The sequence below is a fragment of the Alcanivorax sp. genome (genome assembly GCF_017794965.1).
Taxonomy (GTDB): domain Bacteria; phylum Pseudomonadota; class Gammaproteobacteria; order Pseudomonadales; family Alcanivoracaceae; genus Alcanivorax.
The window spans coordinates 3,095,574-3,113,593 of record NZ_CP051240.1 but is presented as its reverse complement, the minus strand read 5'-3'; the positions used below and the strand labels follow the sequence as shown (position 1 = coordinate 3,113,593).

At 59.9% G+C, this 18,020-nt stretch carries 13 protein-coding genes; 5 read left to right on the top strand and 8 right to left on the bottom strand.

Features of this window, described 5'->3' with window-relative positions; genetic code table 11:
- Nucleotides 1-21: 21 nt before the first annotated feature.
- From urtA to atzF, 4 genes are all read right to left on the bottom strand, one after another.
- Complete coding sequence (urtA, locus tag HF945_RS13710) at nt 22-1,320, bottom strand: urea ABC transporter substrate-binding protein (protein ID WP_290523128.1); 1,299 nt, start codon at nt 1,318-1,320, stop codon at nt 22-24.
- 100 nt (nt 1,321-1,420) lie between these two features.
- On the bottom strand, nt 1,421-2,146 hold the full coding sequence (locus tag HF945_RS13705) for a GntR family transcriptional regulator (RefSeq protein WP_290523127.1): 726 nt from the start codon (nt 2,144-2,146) through the stop codon (nt 1,421-1,423).
- 19 nt (nt 2,147-2,165) lie between these two features.
- Nucleotides 2,166-5,789, bottom strand: a complete 3,624-nt coding sequence (gene uca / locus HF945_RS13700) for an urea carboxylase (RefSeq protein ID WP_290523126.1) — start codon at nt 5,787-5,789, stop codon at nt 2,166-2,168.
- The gene (gene atzF / locus HF945_RS13695) at nt 5,783-7,582 is read right to left on the bottom strand and encodes an allophanate hydrolase (protein WP_290523125.1); all 1,800 of its coding nucleotides are present in this window, start codon (nt 7,580-7,582) and stop codon (nt 5,783-5,785) included. The genes uca and atzF overlap by 7 nt, the downstream gene beginning before the upstream one ends.
- Before the next feature lie 335 nt (nt 7,583-7,917).
- Between atzF and HF945_RS13690 the strand changes: the two genes are divergently transcribed.
- A complete protein-coding gene (locus HF945_RS13690) occupies nt 7,918-8,769 on the top strand; it encodes a patatin family protein (protein ID WP_290523124.1) in 852 nt (283 codons plus the stop codon).
- 131 nt (nt 8,770-8,900) lie between these two features.
- On the opposite strand, the gene HF945_RS13685 is transcribed toward HF945_RS13690, so the two are convergent.
- From HF945_RS13685 to HF945_RS13675, 3 genes are all read right to left on the bottom strand, one after another.
- Nucleotides 8,901-9,245 carry a hypothetical protein gene (locus tag HF945_RS13685; RefSeq protein WP_290523123.1) on the bottom strand — a complete coding sequence of 115 codons (345 nt, stop codon included), beginning with the start codon at nt 9,243-9,245 and terminating at the stop codon, nt 8,901-8,903.
- A gap of 23 nt (nt 9,246-9,268) precedes the next feature.
- On the bottom strand, nt 9,269-10,063 hold the full coding sequence (locus HF945_RS13680; RefSeq protein ID WP_290523122.1) for an aldo/keto reductase: 795 nt from the start codon (nt 10,061-10,063) through the stop codon (nt 9,269-9,271).
- Between the two features lie 248 nt (nt 10,064-10,311).
- A complete protein-coding gene (locus tag HF945_RS13675; RefSeq protein WP_290523121.1) occupies nt 10,312-11,505 on the bottom strand; it encodes an FAD-dependent oxidoreductase in 1,194 nt (397 codons plus the stop codon).
- Nucleotides 11,506-11,595: 90 nt separating this feature from the next.
- On the opposite strand from HF945_RS13675, the gene waaA reads away from it, so the two are divergent.
- On the top strand, nt 11,596-12,864 hold the full coding sequence (gene waaA / locus HF945_RS13670) for a lipid IV(A) 3-deoxy-D-manno-octulosonic acid transferase (protein WP_290523120.1): 1,269 nt from the start codon (nt 11,596-11,598) through the stop codon (nt 12,862-12,864).
- Nucleotides 12,865-13,270: 406 nt separating this feature from the next.
- On the opposite strand, the gene HF945_RS13665 is transcribed toward waaA, so the two are convergent.
- Nucleotides 13,271-14,683 (bottom strand): TolC family outer membrane protein, encoded by a 1,413-nt coding sequence (locus tag HF945_RS13665; RefSeq protein ID WP_290523119.1) that lies wholly within the window; start codon nt 14,681-14,683, stop codon nt 13,271-13,273.
- A 159-nt stretch (nt 14,684-14,842) separates the two neighbouring features.
- On the opposite strand from HF945_RS13665, the gene thiC reads away from it, so the two are divergent.
- The 3 genes from thiC to HF945_RS13650 are packed head-to-tail and all read left to right on the top strand — an operon-like array spanning nt 14,843 to nt 17,803.
- The gene (gene thiC / locus HF945_RS13660) at nt 14,843-16,726 is read left to right on the top strand and encodes a phosphomethylpyrimidine synthase ThiC (protein WP_290523118.1); all 1,884 of its coding nucleotides are present in this window, start codon (nt 14,843-14,845) and stop codon (nt 16,724-16,726) included.
- The gene (locus HF945_RS13655; RefSeq protein ID WP_290523117.1) at nt 16,719-17,348 is read left to right on the top strand and encodes an NUDIX domain-containing protein; all 630 of its coding nucleotides are present in this window, start codon (nt 16,719-16,721) and stop codon (nt 17,346-17,348) included. The genes thiC and HF945_RS13655 overlap by 8 nt, the downstream gene beginning before the upstream one ends.
- On the top strand, nt 17,345-17,803 hold the full coding sequence (locus HF945_RS13650) for a DUF1249 domain-containing protein (protein ID WP_290523116.1): 459 nt from the start codon (nt 17,345-17,347) through the stop codon (nt 17,801-17,803). Before HF945_RS13655 ends, HF945_RS13650 begins: the two co-directional genes overlap by 4 nt.
- Nucleotides 17,804-18,020 lie beyond the last annotated feature (217 nt).

The window sequence follows — 18,020 nt, the reverse complement described above, 5'->3', positions numbered from 1 at the left end:
GGAGTGCGGGTCGGTGGAGCCTTACTCGGCTGCAGCGCCGCCACAGCTCTTGGTCTTGGTGTTGTAGTTGCCGCATTTGATCGGTGCGGTCCAGTCAGAGATCAGGTCCTTGGAGCCCGGCAGGAAATCAGACCAGGCATCGCCCTTCACCAGGCCGTCGGTTTCCCATACCACGGCGAACTGACCGTCGTCCTGGATTTCACCGATCAGTACCGGCTTGGAGAGGTGATGGTTTTCGTTCATGACCGCCATGCCGCCGGTCAGGTTCGGGGTCTGGATGCCGATCATGGCGTCAGCCACCTTGTCAGTATCGGTGGACTTGGCTTTCTCGACGGCTTTGACCCACATGTTGAAACCGATGTAGGTGGCTTCCATGGGGTCGTTGGTTACCCGCTTGTCGTCGCCAGTGAAGCTGTGCCACTGGTCGATAAAGGCTTCATTGGCGTCGTTGTAAACGCTCTGGAAGTAGTTCCAGGCGGCCAGGTGACCGACCAGCGGGCCCGTGTCGATACCGGACAGTTCTTCTTCACCTACGGAGAAGGCCACCACGGGAATGTCTTCCGCGCTGATACCCTGGTTACCCAGTTCCTTGTAGAAAGGCACGTTGGCATCACCGTTGATGGTGGACACCACGGCAGTCTTCTTGCCCTGGCTACCGAAAGACTTGACGTCGCTCACGATAGACTGCCAGTCGGAATGACCGAACGGGGTGTAGTTGATCATGATGTCCTGTTCCGGAATGCCCTTGGCTTTCAGGTAGGCTTCCAGAATCTTGTTGGTAGTACGCGGATAGACATAGTCGGTACCCGCCAGGACAAAGCGCTTCACACCCAGATCGTTGAGCAGGTAGTCCACCGCCGGGATGGCCTGCTGGTTCGGTGCCGCACCGGTGTAGAAAACATTCTTGGAGGATTCTTCACCTTCATACTGTACCGGGTAGAACAGCAGACCGTTCAATTCCTCCACCACCGGCAGTACGGATTTACGGGAAACAGAGGTCCAGCAGCCGAAGATTACATCCACATCTTCCTTGGTGATCAGCTCACGGGTTTTTTCTGCAAACAGCGGCCAGTTGGATGCCGGGTCGACCACCACCGGCTCCAGTTTCTTGCCCATGACCCCGCCCTTCTTGTTCTGTTCTTCGATCATCATCAGAACAGTGTCCTTCAGTGTGGATTCACTGATGGCCATGGTGCCGGAGAGGGAATGCAGCACCCCCACCTTGATGGTGTCAGCAGCCATGACTGCGCCGCTGTAAACGATGGCACTGGAGGCAACCACGCCTGCGGCCAGTTTTTTCATGGATTTGGAAAAGCTCATGATGTTTCCCCTTGCGTTTGAAGTTGGTTTTTCCCTGTCCTGAAGCGCCTGTGTCACGTTGATCCAGGCAATGAGACTCCTTACCCTGCCGGGTAACGGCCTATCCCCCCGAAGTACCTGTTGTATTGTCGACCGCCTGCAGCTGGCTGCGGGCACTGGCCTCGTGCAGCATGTGCACGGTTATCTTGCGTACTTCGTTGCGGGATTCTTCGATGTGGGCACGCAACAGTATCTGTGCCTGCTCCACACGGCGGTGCAGGATGGCTTCCAGCACGGCCTGATGTTCGTTGTAAGTGGCTTCCAGCCGCGGAGGCTTGGTGAAATCCAGTCGGCGGATGATCCGCAGCCTTTCTGTCAGATCCTGATGGATGCGTGCCATTTCCTTGTTGCCGGCGGCTTCCACCAGTTGTTCATGAAAATGTTCATCCATGCCGCTCACGGTGGGGCCATGTTCCAGGCGTTCTTCAACCGGTACGCACCATAGCGAGACCAGCTCATCAAGATTGCTCAGCTCGCTGTCCTGTTCGCACAGCTTGCGAACGGCCGCACATTCAAGAATGGTGCGGACGTCGTAAAGCTCTTCGAAGTATTTGAAATCGAATGGCTTGACTTGCCAGCCACTGCGATAAAGCACGTCCACATAGAACTCACGCTGAAGGCGGAACAGGGCTTCCCGCACCGGGGTCCGTGATACCCCCATGCGTTCAGCAATTTCGTTTTCGCTGAAGCGGTCGCCGGGCATCAGGCGAAAGTCAAAGATGTCCTGCTTCAACTGCAGATAGATGCGTTCGGCCAGATTCTCTGTCTTTCTTGCGGCTCTGCTCATGAGTAGTCTCGGGCTCCGTTCAGGCTGCATGACCGGTGTTGATGACCAGCACCGGGTCACCGGCGTTGATGATGGCGCCGGGCTGGCAATGCAGGCCGGTGACCTTGCCGGAGGCATTGGCGACGATTTCGAATTCCATCTTCATGGCTTCCACGATCACCACCGTGTCGCCTTCCTTGACGGTTGCCCCCTCTTCCACCAGCAGCTTCCAGACGTTGCCGCTGATTTCCGCACTGATCAGGTGACCATCCACCTTGCCGATGTCGGTCTTGGTACCGAGCATGGCGGACTCGATGGCGGCATCCTCGTTCTGCCAGCGGGCCACTTCCTCGTGATAGGCGATGTCCCGCTTTTCGTTGAAGGCGGCAATGCTGTCGGCATTGTCTTCCAGGAACTGGCGGTGCTCGGCCAGGCTGAACGGTTCTTCGGTGATTTCAATTTCCAGGTGCCCGTGGCGGAAGGCGTCACGCATTTCCGTGAGTTTTGCTTCGCTTACCGGGTAGTAGCGCACCTGGTCAAAGAATTTGAGCAACCAGGGTTCGCCGTCCTTGAACTGTTTGTTCTTGAGGTGTTTGTTCCAGATCGGCAGGGTACGGCCCACCAGCTGATAACCGCCCGGAGAGTCCATGCCGTAGATGCACATGTAGACCCCGCCAATGCCCACGGTGCCTTCGGCGGTGTAAGTCCGCGCCGGGTTGTACTTCGAGGTCATCAGACGGTGGCGAGGGTCCACCGGTACTGCGCAGGGCGCGCCCAGGTAGACATCTCCCAGACCGAGCACCAGATAGCTGGCACTGAAGACCGTGTCCCGCACCTGGTCGATGGAGTCCAGACCATTAATGCGGCGGATGAACTCCACATTGTTGGGGAGCCAGGGGGCGTCGCTGCGAATGGTTTCCTGGTAACGGGTAACGGCATCCAGGGTGGCACTGTCCTCGAAAGCCATGGGTAGATGGAGCACGCGGGAGGTGACCACTCTGTCATCTACACTGCCAATGGTGTGTTCGCGATCCAGTAACGTGGCGACCAGCGTGTCCTGGTCGATGATCCGGGAGTCGTAATGAACCTGCAGGCTGCGCACCCCGGGGGACAACTCCAGAATGCCACCTACGGGCGTGGCCTTCAGATTTTCCATCAATGCATGCACGCGCATGCGCAATGCCAGATCAAGGATGTTGTCGCCGTATTCGATCAGGATGTACTTGTCCCCGGCCTGGCGGTAAACAATGCGGGGCACGTGACCGTCGGCCTCTTTTTCCGCCAGCATGGTGGCGGAGGTAAAGCGGTCGCTATGGTCCTGGATAACCGGATTGATCACCGGGATGACACCCAGGTTTTCAATGGAGGCGTCCTGGGCTTCTTCCAGGGCTTTTGCTTCGGCAAAGCTGATCGGGCAGAAGCGGATGCTGTCGCCGGGCTTGAGCTGGCCCACTTTCCACAGTTCGGCCCGGGCAATGGTGACCGGACACACGAACCCGCCAAGGCTTGGACCATCCTTGGTAAGAATGACCGGGAAATCACCGGTAAAATTGATGGAGCCGATGGCGTATTCGTTATCGTGTACGTTGGAAGGGTGCAGCCCTGCCTCGCCACCGTTGGTGCGGGTCCAGCTGGGTTTCGGGCCCACCAGACGTATCCCCAGACGGTTGGAGTTGTAGTGCACTTGCCAGTCGGCGCTGAAGAATTCCTCGATGGCGTCTTCGGTAAAGAAATCCGGCGCGCCGTGGGGGCCGTAAAGCACCTTGATCTCCCACTGCTGTGGGTAATCAGGAACCATGGTCCCTTCCAGGGGATGGGGATCAGCCACCGGTGCCGGGGTGGGGCAGCCGGCCAGGTGCGGCTGACAAATGGATAGCACGTCGCCCTTGCGCAGGGTACGGCCGCCATGACCGCCAAACTGTCCGAGTACAAAGGTGGATTTGCTGCCCAGGTAATCCGGCACATCCACCCCGTTGCGAACAGCAATGTAGGTGCGGCAGCCACTGTCCACCTTGCCGGTGGTCAGGGTCTGGCCAGCCACTACGTTGATTGGTTTCCAGAAGGGCACTGGCTCGCCCTCCAGGGTTGCATCGCAGTGGGCCCCGGTCAGGGCGACCACGGTATCGCAATGGAATGTCAGGCTGGGCCCTACCAGAGTGGCTTCCAGCCCTGCGGCGCTGTCATGGTTGCCGACAATACGGTTGGCAATGCGGAAGGCGTAGTCATCCATGGGGCCGGAGGGCGGGACGCCAATGTCCCAGTAACCACTGCGGCCTGGGTAATCCTGCACCGTGGTGTAGGTCCCCGGCTCCACCACCTCGAAGGCGGTGGGGGTATAGGCAAAGGTTTCCAGATAGCGGGTGGAGACGGTGCCGGCGATGACATTGTCGTCACGCAGAATCTGGCGCAGGTAATCCAGGTTGGTGGCAATCCCGGACAGGCGGGTGGCGGCCAGGGCGTCCTGCATTTTTGTCAGGGCATCACTGCGGTCGCTACCGTGGACAATGACCTTGGCAAGCATGGGATCGTAGTGGGGGCTGACCAGAGTGCCGGTGTCGATCCAGCCATCCAGGCGAATATTTTCCGGGAACGCGACCTCGGTGAGTTCACCGGGACTGGGCTGGAAATCTTTCAGGGCATCTTCGGCATAGATACGCACTTCCATGGACGCGCCCTGGCAGGTGTAGCCGGCATCCAGCGGTGGGCGTTCCCCGCCTGCCAATTCTACCATCCACTGCACCAGGTCAACGTTGAACACGGATTCGGTAACACCGTGCTCCACCTGCAGGCGGGTGTTCACCTCCAGGAAATAGAATTCATCGCGCTCGTCGTCGTAGATGTATTCCACGGTGCCAGCGGAGCGATATTTCACGGACTGGCCCAGGCGTACGGCACTGGCGTGGAGTTTTTCCCGGGTGGCCTGGGGCAGGTTGGGTGCCGGGGTTTCTTCTACCACTTTCTGGTTGCGACGTTGCAGGGAACATTCCCGCTCGCCCAGTGCCAGAACGGTGCCTTCCCCATCCCCGAAGATCTGTACTTCGATATGACGGGCACGGGCTACAAAGCGTTCGATAAAGACGCCACTGTCGGAGAAAAAACTTTCCCCCAGTCGTTTCACGGATTCGAACGCTGCCACCAGTTCCGTTTCGTTGTTACAGCGTGACAGGCCGATGCCGCCACCCCCGGCAGTGCTCTTCAGCATGATCGGGTAGCCGATATCTGTGGCGGCCTGTTTGGCCTCGGCCAGGCTTTGCAGGAGGTCGGTGCCGGGGGCCAGGGGCACGCCGGCCTGCTCGGCCAGAGCACGGGCTTCGTGCTTGAGGCCGAACTGGCGGAGCTGGTCCGGCGTCGGCCCCACAAAGGCGATGCCGTTGCTTTCACAGTGTTCTGCGAACTCGGCGTTTTCGGAAAGGAAGCCGTAGCCGGGAATGATGCCGTCGGCGCCGGTGTCTCTGGCGGCCTTGAGGATCAGGTCGGTTTGCAGGTAGCTCTCGGCTGCGGTCTGGCCGCCCAGCGCCACGGCTTCATCCGCAGCACTGACATGCTGGCTGTTGCGGTCCGCATCGGAATACACCGCCACGGAGGCAATGCCCATCTGTTTCAGGGTGCGACAGATACGAACCGCAATCTCACCCCGGTTGGCGATCAGGACTTTCTTCAGCATGTCAGCGATGTCTCCTTGTTCAATGACGCGATGTAATTCCGCCAGCCGTCCAGTGCGGTAATGTCGGTGGCGTCTTCAATGGCCCAGGGCTCACAGATGAAACCCTTTACCCAGCGCCCATCCACGGTTTCCAGACTGCCGATGCCAAGCGGTGCGGGGATCAGCCCGACAAAGCTGCCAAAGTGCTCCAGTGGCATCTGCCACAGTTCAATGGGGATGCTGGCGCCTGCGGCGTTCGGGTTACGAATCAGGCCGGGTTTGGGGGGCACGGTGTTGGCCAGTGCGTAGAGTTGGTAACAGGGGGCGGTACGGGTGGCCTCCAGCAGCACCGCATTGCGCTCGGTGAGCTGGCTGTTGAGAGGCATGCCAGTGAGGTGGGCGCCTACTACGGCCACGGTAATGGTGTCAGCGGGCTGGTCGGCCGCGCCGTGCTCATGGGGCAGCGTCAGCATCTGGCCGGTAGCGCCGGCCTGCCAGGGAAGGTGGTGTTGCCAGCGTTGACCGAACTCGGCCAGCGCATGATCTTGCCAGGCGCTGCCGATCAGGGTGAGTCCACCGGGCAGGCCGTCTTCACGGAATCCGCCGGGCAGGGCCAGGGCGCACATATCCAGCAGGTTGACGAAATTGGTCCAGGTGCCGAGCTGGCTGTTCAGGGTGATGGGATCTTCGCTGACCGCCGCGCGGGCATAGATGCCCGGGGTGGTGGGCAGCAGCAGGGCGTCCACTTGCGCCATCAGCGCTTCGGATTCCCGCTTGAGGTCCGCCAGCTGATACTGGGCACGGAAGCTGTCCGCCGCGCTGAGGGTGGCTGCCGGTTCAAGGATGTCGCGGATCACCGGCAGGACTGCTTCCGGCTGTGTCTGCAGCAGGGATTCGGTCACCGTGAAACGCTCGGCAACCCAGGGCCCTTGATAGAGCAGGGCGGCGGCATCCTGAAGCACCATGGTATCCAATGGCACCAGATCGGCAATTTCGCTCATGGCGGCCAGGTTGCGCTCCCACAATGCCTTCGCTTGCTGGTCTCCGAACCAGGGCAGGTCCGTAGGAATGCCGAGCCTGGGGCGAGCGGGCAGGCTCTGATCCTGCAGGTCGGGAGAGGGGCGGCAGTAAGCATCGTCGGTGTCGAACTGGCCGATGATGCGGTAGATGGTCTGGGCATCGGCCACATCCAGGGCGAAAACGCTGACGCAATCCAGTGTGCGGCAGGCGGGGACAACGCCCCGGGTGCTGACCGCCCCACGGGTGGGTTTCAGGCCCACGGTGTTGGTAAAGGCGGCGGGCACGCGCCCGGAGCCCGCGGTGTCCGTGCCCAGGGCAAAGGGCACCAGACCGCTGCTGACGGCGACCGCCGAGCCTGAGCTGGAGCCGCCGCTGAGGTAATCCGCATTGAAGGGGTTGGGCACTTCGCCAAAGGGGGAGCGCGTGCCGACCAGTCCGGTGGCGAACTGGTCCAGGTTGGTCTTGCCGACCACAATGGCACCCGCTTCACGCAACAGGCGTACCACGGTGGCATCATCTTCCGGTGTGTAGGTGAAGGCAGGACAGGCGGCGCTGGTGGGCAGGCCCGCCACGTCGATATTGTCCTTCACCGCAAACGGAATGCCGTAAAGCGGCAGGGACGGGTCGTCCAGGGATTCCGCCTGGGCAATCAGGGAAGACTCGTCAAGCAGGTGGATCCACAGGGCACGTTCACTGTCGTGTAATGCGGTAGCCAGTTGTTTCATCGCCTGCACGGGGGAAAGGTCCCCGTTGCGGTAGGCGGCCTGCCATTGTTCGAGAGTCCAGCCGATCATTTCGTTAGCACACCTGTTTGTATACAAGTTGGTATGCCTTCTTGTGCAAGCCCGGTGCCAGATTGAAAAAATTGTTTTAATGCGTTGTTTTTACAGAAATTAATAGGAGGGTCGTTGCAGGGGGTAAAGCCCTCTTGGCAACCTTGATGCGCCAAACTGAGGCGTCTGCGCTGCAACGGTGCAGGTGCTGTGCCCGGGGCCTTGTTGGTGCGGTGCTATTGCTGCATGGGCTGGCATTAGCGAAAACAATGGTGAAGACAGGGTGATCCTATTTCCTCACGGGTAAACGATTTGGCATGGTGATGTAGAGATCAGGCTCATCGGGAGAAAGCGTCATGACGCAACGTGCACTGGTAGTAGAAGGCGGTGCCATGCGCGGCATCTTTGCCGCCGGGGTGCTGGATGCCTTTCTGGAACATGATTACCGCCCCTTCGATTTTGCCGTAGGCGTCTCCGCCGGCTCCACCAACTTGATTGGCTATCTGGCGGGCGACCATGGCCGTAGCCGGAAGATCATTACGGATCACGCCTGTCGACCGGAGTTTATCAATTGGCAGCGTTTTATGGCCGGAGGGCATCTGTGCGATGTGCACTGGTTGTGGCATCAGTCTCTTGCCGATGTGCCGCTGGCATTGGAGAGACACTGGCAAAGAGCCGTGCCGTTATGGGTGGTGACCACGTCAGTGGAGGAGGGGGCTCCCCATTACTTTCAGGCCGGGCAGGACAATCTCGATGAAATCATGACCGCCTCCTGTTCGATTCCCTTTGCGTATCGGGATTTTCCTGAGGTGAACGGCCAGGCCATGACGGATGGTGGCCTGGCGGATTCCATCCCGGTGCGTTGGGCCTATGAGCAGGGCGCGCGGGAGATCACCGTGGTGCTGTCTCGCCACCAGGGCTATCGCAAGAAGCCCAGCGCCCTGACGCCGCTGCTCAAACCCTGGGTTAAGGATATGCCCGCCTTATATCAAGCCATGCTGAAGCGCGTGGACATCTACAACGATTCACTGGCATTCATCGCCAACCCGCCAGCAGATTGCCAACTCACGGTGATCGCGCCAGAGGAGCACTTCCCGGTCAGCCGCCTGACCACCCATCCTGGCAAGCTGGAGGCTGGGTATCAGCAAGGGCATTGGGCAGGGCTGCAGGCGTTGGGAGTAGAAACAAAAGCAGCTTCGAGCTTCTAGCTTCGAGCTTCAAGTCGCGAGTAAGGCTTGTGGGGTTGCGGCGGATGAAGCCGCGTCCATACTCAAGTCGCGGCTTCACAGCTGGAAGTAATGGGGAGCAGATCTTTCTCGAAGCTGGAAGCTCGTAGCTGTTAGCTGCTTTTCTCTTCACATTTCCACACCCAGGCATCCAGCTCGATATGCTCGATGCCCCGGAAATGGCTTTCCATCATGAACTCGCGACGGTCGCTGATCACGCCAACATTGCCTCCCGCCTTCTTGATGGCTTTCTTGATCTTCTTGGTGGCGTTGTTGTTGATCATGGCATCGCTGAAAAACATGCCCTGAAGGGGGCTCCCGGTGGTGATGGACACCTCGCCTTTGTCTTCGCAGTCGGTGGGGGCCTCACGCAGTAGCAGGACCTTGTCGGCGTGGGTTACGGTGGAAACGGTGGCGAGCATAATCAGCAGGGTGGCCAGGGTGAAGCGCATGGGCATTGTGTTCTCTGTAGTGTGCATTGTCATTGTTGTTCTGAGCAGGCGCGGCGGGCTTTCGCCACGTTTTCCTGCAGATGTGCGGGATTGATGGTGCCGGCAATGATACTGCCTACGCCGGGCGTGCCAAGGATCTGGTTCAGACTTTCCTGTACCGGGTCGGCGATATGCTCAGCAAGGTGGCCGCTGGCAAAGGCTTTCTTGATCAGGATGCCCTTGTGATGCGTCGCCGCATGTTCGATCACCGGCACCTCTTCTGCATGTTGCAGGTTATAGGTGACCATGGCTATATCTCCGTGGTCGAGTGTGGCGATACCGCCTTCCACGGTCTTGGTGGACATGCCGGTGGCACGAATCAGGCCCGCCTTTTTCAGATCGTTCAGGGCATCCAGGGTGCCTTGTTCAATGATCGCCCTGTCATTGCCATCGGAATGAATCAGTACGCAATCCAGGTAATCCGTGTTCAGTCTTTTCAGGCTGCGTTCCACGGATTGGCGAACGTAGGCCGGCGAAAAGTCGAACCGGCTTTCACCGCTGTCATTGTCGAACTCTTCCCCCACCTTGGTCACGATGACCCACTCATGGCGCTGTCTCAGCAGCTGGCCAAGCCGCGCTTCGCTATGCCCATAGGCCGGGGCGGTATCGATCAGGTTGATGCCCAGATCGCGTGCCTGGGCCAGCAGATCGCTCACCGCCTTGTCATCCGGGATAGTGAAGCCGTTGGGGTATTTGACGCCCTTGTCACGGCCAATCTTCACCGTGCCGAGGCCCAGAGCGCTGACGGTCAAACCTGTGTTGCCCAGCGGGCGCATGAAAGCCATGACGGTCCTCTGTGTTGGTGGTGGGAGGGGTTCGGGTAGCGAGGCAAAAGCAGTTGAAAGTTCAAAGTTTAAAGTTGAAACGCGAAGCCAGGCTGTTTCGGTTTTCGACGTTGGTGCTCCGCGGTCACAAGCAATGGTGCGCGGTGGCGGCATTAAAACCGGCACCCTGTTTATCCCGCGCTTTTCAACTTTAAACTTTGAACTTTCAACTCATTTCCACACGTCTCCAGCAAAGCCCTCGGGCAATGTTAAAAACAGGTATGCCAGTACGGCACGCCCATGGGCGCCTGCTTCAGTTCTGCGGGCAGCGCCATTGGCTCGCCCGGTTGCAGGCCGTGTTCTTCCACCAGCGCCATCACCCGGTCTCCCAGATCCGGGGCCAGGGTGAGCTTGGTGGGCCAGCTGATAATCAGGTTCCGGTCGCGGCGAGCGTAGGCGTTGTCCGGTTTTACCAACGCCTGCTGTTTGGGCTCTGCGCGCACCACATCCAGCGTCGCCAGCTCAGCGTTGCTGAAATCCAGCCAGGGAAACAGCTTGCTGAGTTCAGCGCGGCCGGCGGCCAGCTGCTCCTCGTCACTGCGCTCCACCCCCTGCTCGGCCAGGTCGCCGCCCAGATACCACACTACCTTGCCGTCCGGGCAGTCATGGGTGGTGACGGTGAGCACCGGCTTGTTGCTGGTGCCCACGCAATGGGCGTAGAGACGGTGGCCCAGATCATGCTTGACCAGCAGCATTTTCAGCGGGCGAAGCTGGCTGTATTCCTCTTCCAGCAGGTGTGCCTTGTGGGCTTGCTCCAGCAGTTCAGGGTTGCCGTTGCCGGCGGCCAGCAAGGTCATGCGCGGTTCAATGCGCACGCCGTTAACGGTGGCGCAAGCCAGGCCGCTGTCGTTCCACTCCAGCGTATCCCTTGCCGGATCATAGGCCAGCAGCCGATCACGCACCGGGGCGGCCAGGGTTTCAATCAGGGACTCGGTATTAATCACCAGGTCATCCAGCTTGTAGACGTTGCCCTTGAAGGCTCTGTCCGCCAGTGCGGAGGGAAAGTCGCTACGCTTCAGCTTGTCGATGCGACCGCGCAGCATCTTGCTGGCAAAGAAGTTGGTCATCCGCGACGCCACCGAGCCGCTGGACCACATGTGCTGGGTATCGCTGAGTACTTTCAGGTTGCGCAGGTCTACCGGGTCGTCACCGGCCATGGCTGAGCGCCAACGGTCGGGCATGGCGGCAATGGATTCGGATTCGCTGGACAGGCTGCCGCTCAGCGCATACTTGAGGCCACCGTGAATGATGCCCTGGCTGGCCAGGGTCTGGTCACCGCCGAGGGAGCCGCTTTCCAGCAGCAGGCACTGATAGCCAGCGGCGTTGAGCCGATTGATCAGCCACAGACCGGCGATGCCACCACCGAATACAAGGATGTCGGGTTTCAGAGTGTTGTCGCTCATGGAGCACCATCGTTGAACAGTGCGGCTATGCTAGCATAGACCGGCCGGACGTCAGACGTCCGGCGCCCGACATCCGACACAAGAAGCCCTATGCAAACCTTCTACTCCGCTCTCTGGTATTTGCTCCTGCCATTTTTGTTCCTGCGCCTGTGGCTGCGCGGGCGCAAGGCGCCAGCCTATCGTCAGCGCTGGGCCGAACGCATGGCCTGGGGGTACCGCAAAGGGGCGTTGCAAAAAAGTCTCTGGGTGCATGCGGTATCGGTGGGGGAAACCCTGGCGGCAGCGCCCTTGATCGAGAGGTTGCTGGCGGACCATCCGGGCACGCCATTGCTGGTGACCACGACCACGCCCACGGGCTCCGAGCGGGTGAAGGCCCTGTTTGGTGATCGCGTCACCCATGTGTACTGCCCCTGGGAAATCCCGGGCGCATTGCGACGGTTCATGCGTGCGTTTGATCCGCAGCTGGTGGTGGTGCTGGAGACCGAACTGTGGCCGAATCTGTGTGCGGCGGCCAAGCGCCACGGCGCCAAACTGATGCTGATGAACGGGCGGCTGTCGGAAAAGAGTTACCGTGGCTACAGCAAGTTGCCGCGGCTGGTGCGGCCCATGATGGCCCGCTTCGATGCGCTGGCGGTACAGACTCCCGTGGAGGCGGAGCGCTATGTGGCGCTGGGCGCCTGGCCGGAACGGGTGCATGCCATTGGCAGCGTGAAATTTGACATGTCACTGGATGCCGCCTTGCGCGACAGGGCGGCTGCGCTGCGAGCCGGGATGGGCGCGCGTCCGGTGTGGATTGCGGCCAGTACCCATCCCGGTGAAGACGAGCCGGTGCTGGCGACCCATCAACAGGTGCTGGCGCAGCATCAGGAGGCTTTGCTGGTGCTGGTGCCTCGCCACCCGGAACGCTTCAACGATGTGGCTGACCTGGTGCGACAACAGGGACTGACAGTGGCCCGGCGCAGTGCCGGGGAAGACCCTGCGCAGACGCAGGTGTATCTGGCCGACACCATGGGGGAATTGCTGATGCTGTTCGGCACGGCGGATCTTGCCTTCGTGGGCGGCTCCCTGGTGCCGGTGGGTGGCCACAATCTGCTTGAGCCTGCCGCCTGGGAAAAACCGGTGCTCACCGGCCCCCACCTACACAACTTCACCGCCATCTCACAACTGCTGGATGACGCCGGCGGGCTGTCAGTGGTTAACAATGCGGATGAACTGGCAACAACCCTGTTGGCGCTGTTCGATGATGCCGAACGTTGCCGGCAACAGGGGCAGGCGGCGGCGGCGGTGGTGGCCGCTAATCGGGGGGCGCTGGAGAGGGGGCTGTTGTTCATTAGTGAACAGTTAACAGTGAATAGTTAACAGCGCGCGGGTTGGGGTGGTTGGGTGCTGCGAGGTGCAGGGCCGCGTTAATGGGTTTTTGGGTATTTCCAGGGCGATAGTAATTCAGGAGCGAGTAACGGGTTTTGAGTTGCGAAAAGCAAAGCACAGCAAGGGCTTTTCCTTTCGAAACCCGTTACTCGAAACTCGCTTTTTCCCCAAAAACGTTCATCACGGAATTATGGGAAAGGGGCCTGGCCAGGGTTGGCTGAAGGCGATTTCGATCTTGATGTGAGAGTCGGGCAGCGCTTGCGGATACAGATGCTCAACAGGCTTCCCCGCTAACCCGCGATGAACCAAAACAAAAAGGCCGCGTCCGGTGTCCGGGCGCGGCCTCTTTGCGTTCAGTCAACTCAGGCGCTGCACGCGCACTGTTCACTATTCACTGTTATTTGTTAACTGAATTTTCTTCCATCATCTCCTCACTCTTCCCTTCCAGGTCCGGCGCGTACAGGTTCAGGGTTTCGCTGGAGGAGAGCCACTGGTTTACCGAGGCCAGGTCGCCCTGGTGGAGATCGCCGGTGCTGGATTTCAGGGTCAGGGAATCAACGATGTAGTCATACCGGGCGTTGGCATAGTCCCGTTCGGCGGCAAACAGGGCGCGCTGGGCATTGAGCACGTCCACCACGTTCCGGGTGCCCACTTCATAACCGGACTGGGTAGCGTCCAGGGCGGAGCGGGTGGAGCGGATGGCCTGCTCACGGGCCTTGATACGCAGGGCATCGGCTTCCACGGTGCGGTAAGCGTTCCGGGTCTGTTGCACCGCATTCCGCAGGGTCTGATCGTACTGGTGAACGGCCGCGTCAGCACGCAGGTAAGCTTCCTTGCGGCGGCTGTTGAGGCCACCGCCCTGGAACAGGGGCATGCTCACCTCAATGCCGATCTGGCGGGTGTCCGTACTGTTCAGGCCACTGCCGGCCCCGGCGGCAGCCGAGTTGTCGTCCGGGTAAAGGTTGGAATTCTGGTACTGCGCCACCAGCTGAACCTGCGGCATCATGGTGCCAAGTTGGCGCTTGGCAGTGTTGTCGGTCAGTTCGGTGTTGTACAGCGCCGCCAGTACCTGGGGGTTTTCGGCCTTGGCCTTTTCAATCCAGTCATCCATCACGGCAGGCTGGGGGCCTTCCATGGGGAGTTCTTCCTTCAGTTCGGCAAGGGTTTCCCACTGCTGGCCGGTGAGTGTCTCCAGCTGGTCGCGGGCAATTTCGTACTGCTGACGTGCCACGATCAGATTCACCTGGGTCAGGTCATAGGTGGCCTGGGCTTCTTCCACATCCGTGGCCGGTACCAGTCCCACATCGAAGCGTTCCTGGGTCTGCTCCAGCTGGCGTCCAATGGCTTTCTCTTCCGCCTTGGCGGACACCCAGTTATCCCAGGCACGCAGTACACCGAAGTAGCCCTGGGCGACTCGCAGGACAAAATCCTGTCTTGCCTGCTCAAAATTGGCGTGCGCGATATCGGTGCTGGACTTGGCTTCCTTGTAGCCGTACCAGGCATCCACACGGAACAGTGGTTGCGCCAGTGTCACGGTGGTCATTTCGCTGTCGTAGCTTTCATCGAAATTCAGATCCTTGATTTCCCGATCGTTGTCGTAGACGCCGTAGCTGGCATTTACGCTCGGGAACAGCGCCGCCCGGCCCTGTACCAGCAGCTCCTGATCCGCGTTCCAGTTCATGCGCGCGGCGCGCCAGGTGCCGTCGTAACTCCAGGCGGCGTTGGCCACATCGACCAGATTGGCGGCGTTTACGGAGCTGGCCAGGGCGGTCAGCATGAATACAAGGGTCTTGCCGGGGCTGCGCTTCATTCTGGGGCACTCTTTCCTGTCGTTGTCAGTCAATTATAGTACTGGCTGGTTTAGAAATTAATAGTGGCTTTTCCGTGCCTGTCCTGCGGTTGTTTGGCCAATGGACGCTGGCGTATAGTGTCCGCCATTCCTATCTGTACCCATATTCTGGAGGCCGACGTGCCAGACGATCAGCGCCCCATCGCGGCTACTGCCATTGATGAATCCTGCCAGCCCATCGCCGGCTCCCGCAAAATCTATGTGACCGGTTCCCGTGCGGACATCCGGGTGCCTATGCGAGAGATCCGTCAGGATCCGACCCCGCTGGCAGACGGAAAGTTCGAGGATAACCCGCCAGTGACGGTCTATGATACCTCTGGCCCTTATACCGACCCGGATGTACAGATTGATGTCCGCAAAGGGCTGTCGCCAATCCGTCTGAACTGGATTCAGGAGAGGAATGATACCGAGGAACTGCCCGGGTTGACCAGCGACTATGGCCGCAAACGGGCTACGGACGTGAAAGTCGCCGGTCTGCGTTTTGAGCATGTCCGTACGCCACGCCGGGCCAAGCCGGGCAAGAATGTGAGCCAGATGCACTATGCGCGGCAGGGTATTATCACGCCGGAGATGGAATACATCGCCATCCGTGAGAACCAGCGCCTGCAGGAGCAGCGCGACGCGGGGCTGCCCTGTGAGCAGCATCCGGGGCAGAGTTTTGGTGCGGCCATCCCCGCCGAGATTACCCCGGAGTTTGTGCGTGATGAAGTGGCCCGTGGGCGCGCGGTGATCCCGGTGAATATCAACCACCCGGAAATCGAGCCGATGATCATCGGCCGTAACTTCCTCACCAAGATCAATGCCAACATCGGTAATTCCGCGGTGACCTCCTCCATCGAGGAAGAAGTCTCCAAGATGACCTGGGCCACCCGTTGGGGCGGCGACACGGTGATGGATCTGTCCACCGGTGACAACATTCACGAAACCCGTGAGTGGATTCTGCGCAACTCGCCGGTGCCCATCGGCACCGTACCGATCTACCAGGCGCTGGAAAAAGTGAATGGCATCGCTGAAGACCTGACCTGGGAAATCTTCCGCGATACCCTGATCGAGCAGGCCGAGCAGGGGGTGAGCTACTTCACCATCCATGCCGGTGTGTTGCTGCGCTATGTACCCATGACCGCCAACCGGGTCACCGGCATCGTTTCCCGCGGTGGCTCGATCATGGCCAAGTGGTGTCTGGCGCATCACAAGGAAAACTTCCTCTATACCCATTTCGAAGACATCTGCGAAATCATGAAGGCCTATGACGTGACCTTCAGTCTCGGTGATGGTCTGCGCCCAGGCTCCATTGCCGATGCCAACGATGAAGCCCAGTTCAGCGAACTGCGCACGCTGGGGGAGCTTACCAAGATCGCCTGGAAACATGATGTACAGGTGATGATCGAAGGCCCTGGCCATGTGCCCATGCACATGATCAAGGCCAACATGGATGAGCAGCTGGAGCACTGTGGCGAAGCGCCGTTCTATACCCTCGGTCCGCTGACCATCGATGTGTCTCCCGGTTATGACCACATTTCCAGTGCCATTGGTGCGGCCATGATCGGCTGGTATGGCACGGCCATGCTCTGCTACGTGACGCCCAAGGAGCATCTGGGGCTGCCCAACCGTGAGGATGTGAAGGAAGGGATCATCGCCTACAAGATTGCTGCCCATGCGGCCGATCTGGCCAAGGGGCATCCCGGTGCCCAGATTCGCGACAACGCGCTCTCCAAGGCTCGCTTCGAGTTCCGCTGGGAGGACCAGTTCAATCTGGGCCTGGATCCGGACCGGGCGCGGCAGTTCCATGACGAGACCCTGCCCAAGCAGGCTCACAAGGTGGCGCATTTCTGTTCCATGTGTGGTCCCAAGTTCTGTTCCATGAAGATCAGCCAGGAAGTTCGCGAAACCTACGGCGATGGCAAGGCGCAGGTGGCGCAGGCGGATGCCGAGGCGGGCATGGAAGAGAAGTCCCGGGAATTCCGCGAGCAGGGTAGTGCCCTGTACCATAAAGCCAATGACTGATATCGAGCCGCGTTTCAGTCAGGACGATGTGGAAATCCTGGAACGGGAAACCCCGTTTCAAGGCTTCTTCCGTGTGGATGCGCTGACCCTGCGTCACAAACAATATGAAGGTGGCTGGGGAAAGCCCATTCGTCGTGAATTGTTCGTGCGTCCCCGGGCGGCGGCGGTGCTGCCCTACGACCCGGCGCGTGGCGAGATTCTGCTGGTGGAGCAGTTCCGGGTGGGAGCGCTGGAGTGGCGAGATTCCCCCTGGTGCCTGGAGCTGATTGCGGGCCTTGCCGACAAGGAAGGGGAAAGTCCGCAGGACCTGATCCGGCGTGAGGCGGTGGAAGAGGGTGGCCTGACCCTGGGCGCCATGGAAACCGTGGCGCACTACATGCCCAGCCCGGGCGGTACCGATGAGCGTCTGCATGTGTTTGTGGGCCAGGCGGATCTGGCCGGCGCGGGCGGTATTTTCGGCTGTCCTGAAGAGGGGGAGGATATTCGCGCCCTCACCGTCCCCGTGACACAGATTCCGGCATTGCTGGAGTCTGGCCGGGTAGACAATGCCGCCAGCCTGATTGCCTTGCAGTGGCTCCTGTTGCATCGCGCTGAACTGGATGCCCGGTGGGGCAAGGCATGAGTCGACGGGGGCGTTACCGTCTGGATTTTCGCGCGTTGATGACCCAGTGCGAGGAAAACTACGCCCGCATGATGCCGCTGCTGAATGCCCTGGGGGACAGTGACAGCCTGGCTGTGGAGCTGGGGCATGAGCACCACCCCCATACCCTCAATCTGCGGGTGCTGGAACGCTCCCCGTATACCACTACGGTGCGACTGGAAGACCAGGAGTTGCTGGCGCTGCTGCCGGCATCACGCCTTACCGTGCGCCTCTATCACGATGCCCGCCTTGCGGAAGTGACCGAGGCACGGCCCTTTCGACGGGTGAGCGCCCGTTATGCCTATCCCAACCGTCATATGCACCAGCGCGATGAAAAAGCGCAGTGGAACCGTTTCCTGGCTGAATGGCTGCGCCATGTGCACGACCATGGTCGTGATGCGGGGCAGCAGTGGCGGCAACAGGTTTCCGGTGACTGACACGGATTACGTTCCCGGGCAAGCGCCGAGGGTGCCATTTGTGGAGAATTGGTAACCATTTCCGGGTCTGGGCGTTGTTGCCTAGAAATGTGACATCATCTTGGTTATAAGAACAAGGTATGGGCCTGACTGGCCTGACGACGACTTGGGGACGTCAGGGAGCTACCCAGGGGCTACCTTTGGGAGGGTGGGCCTTCCACAAAATCGATTGGAACAA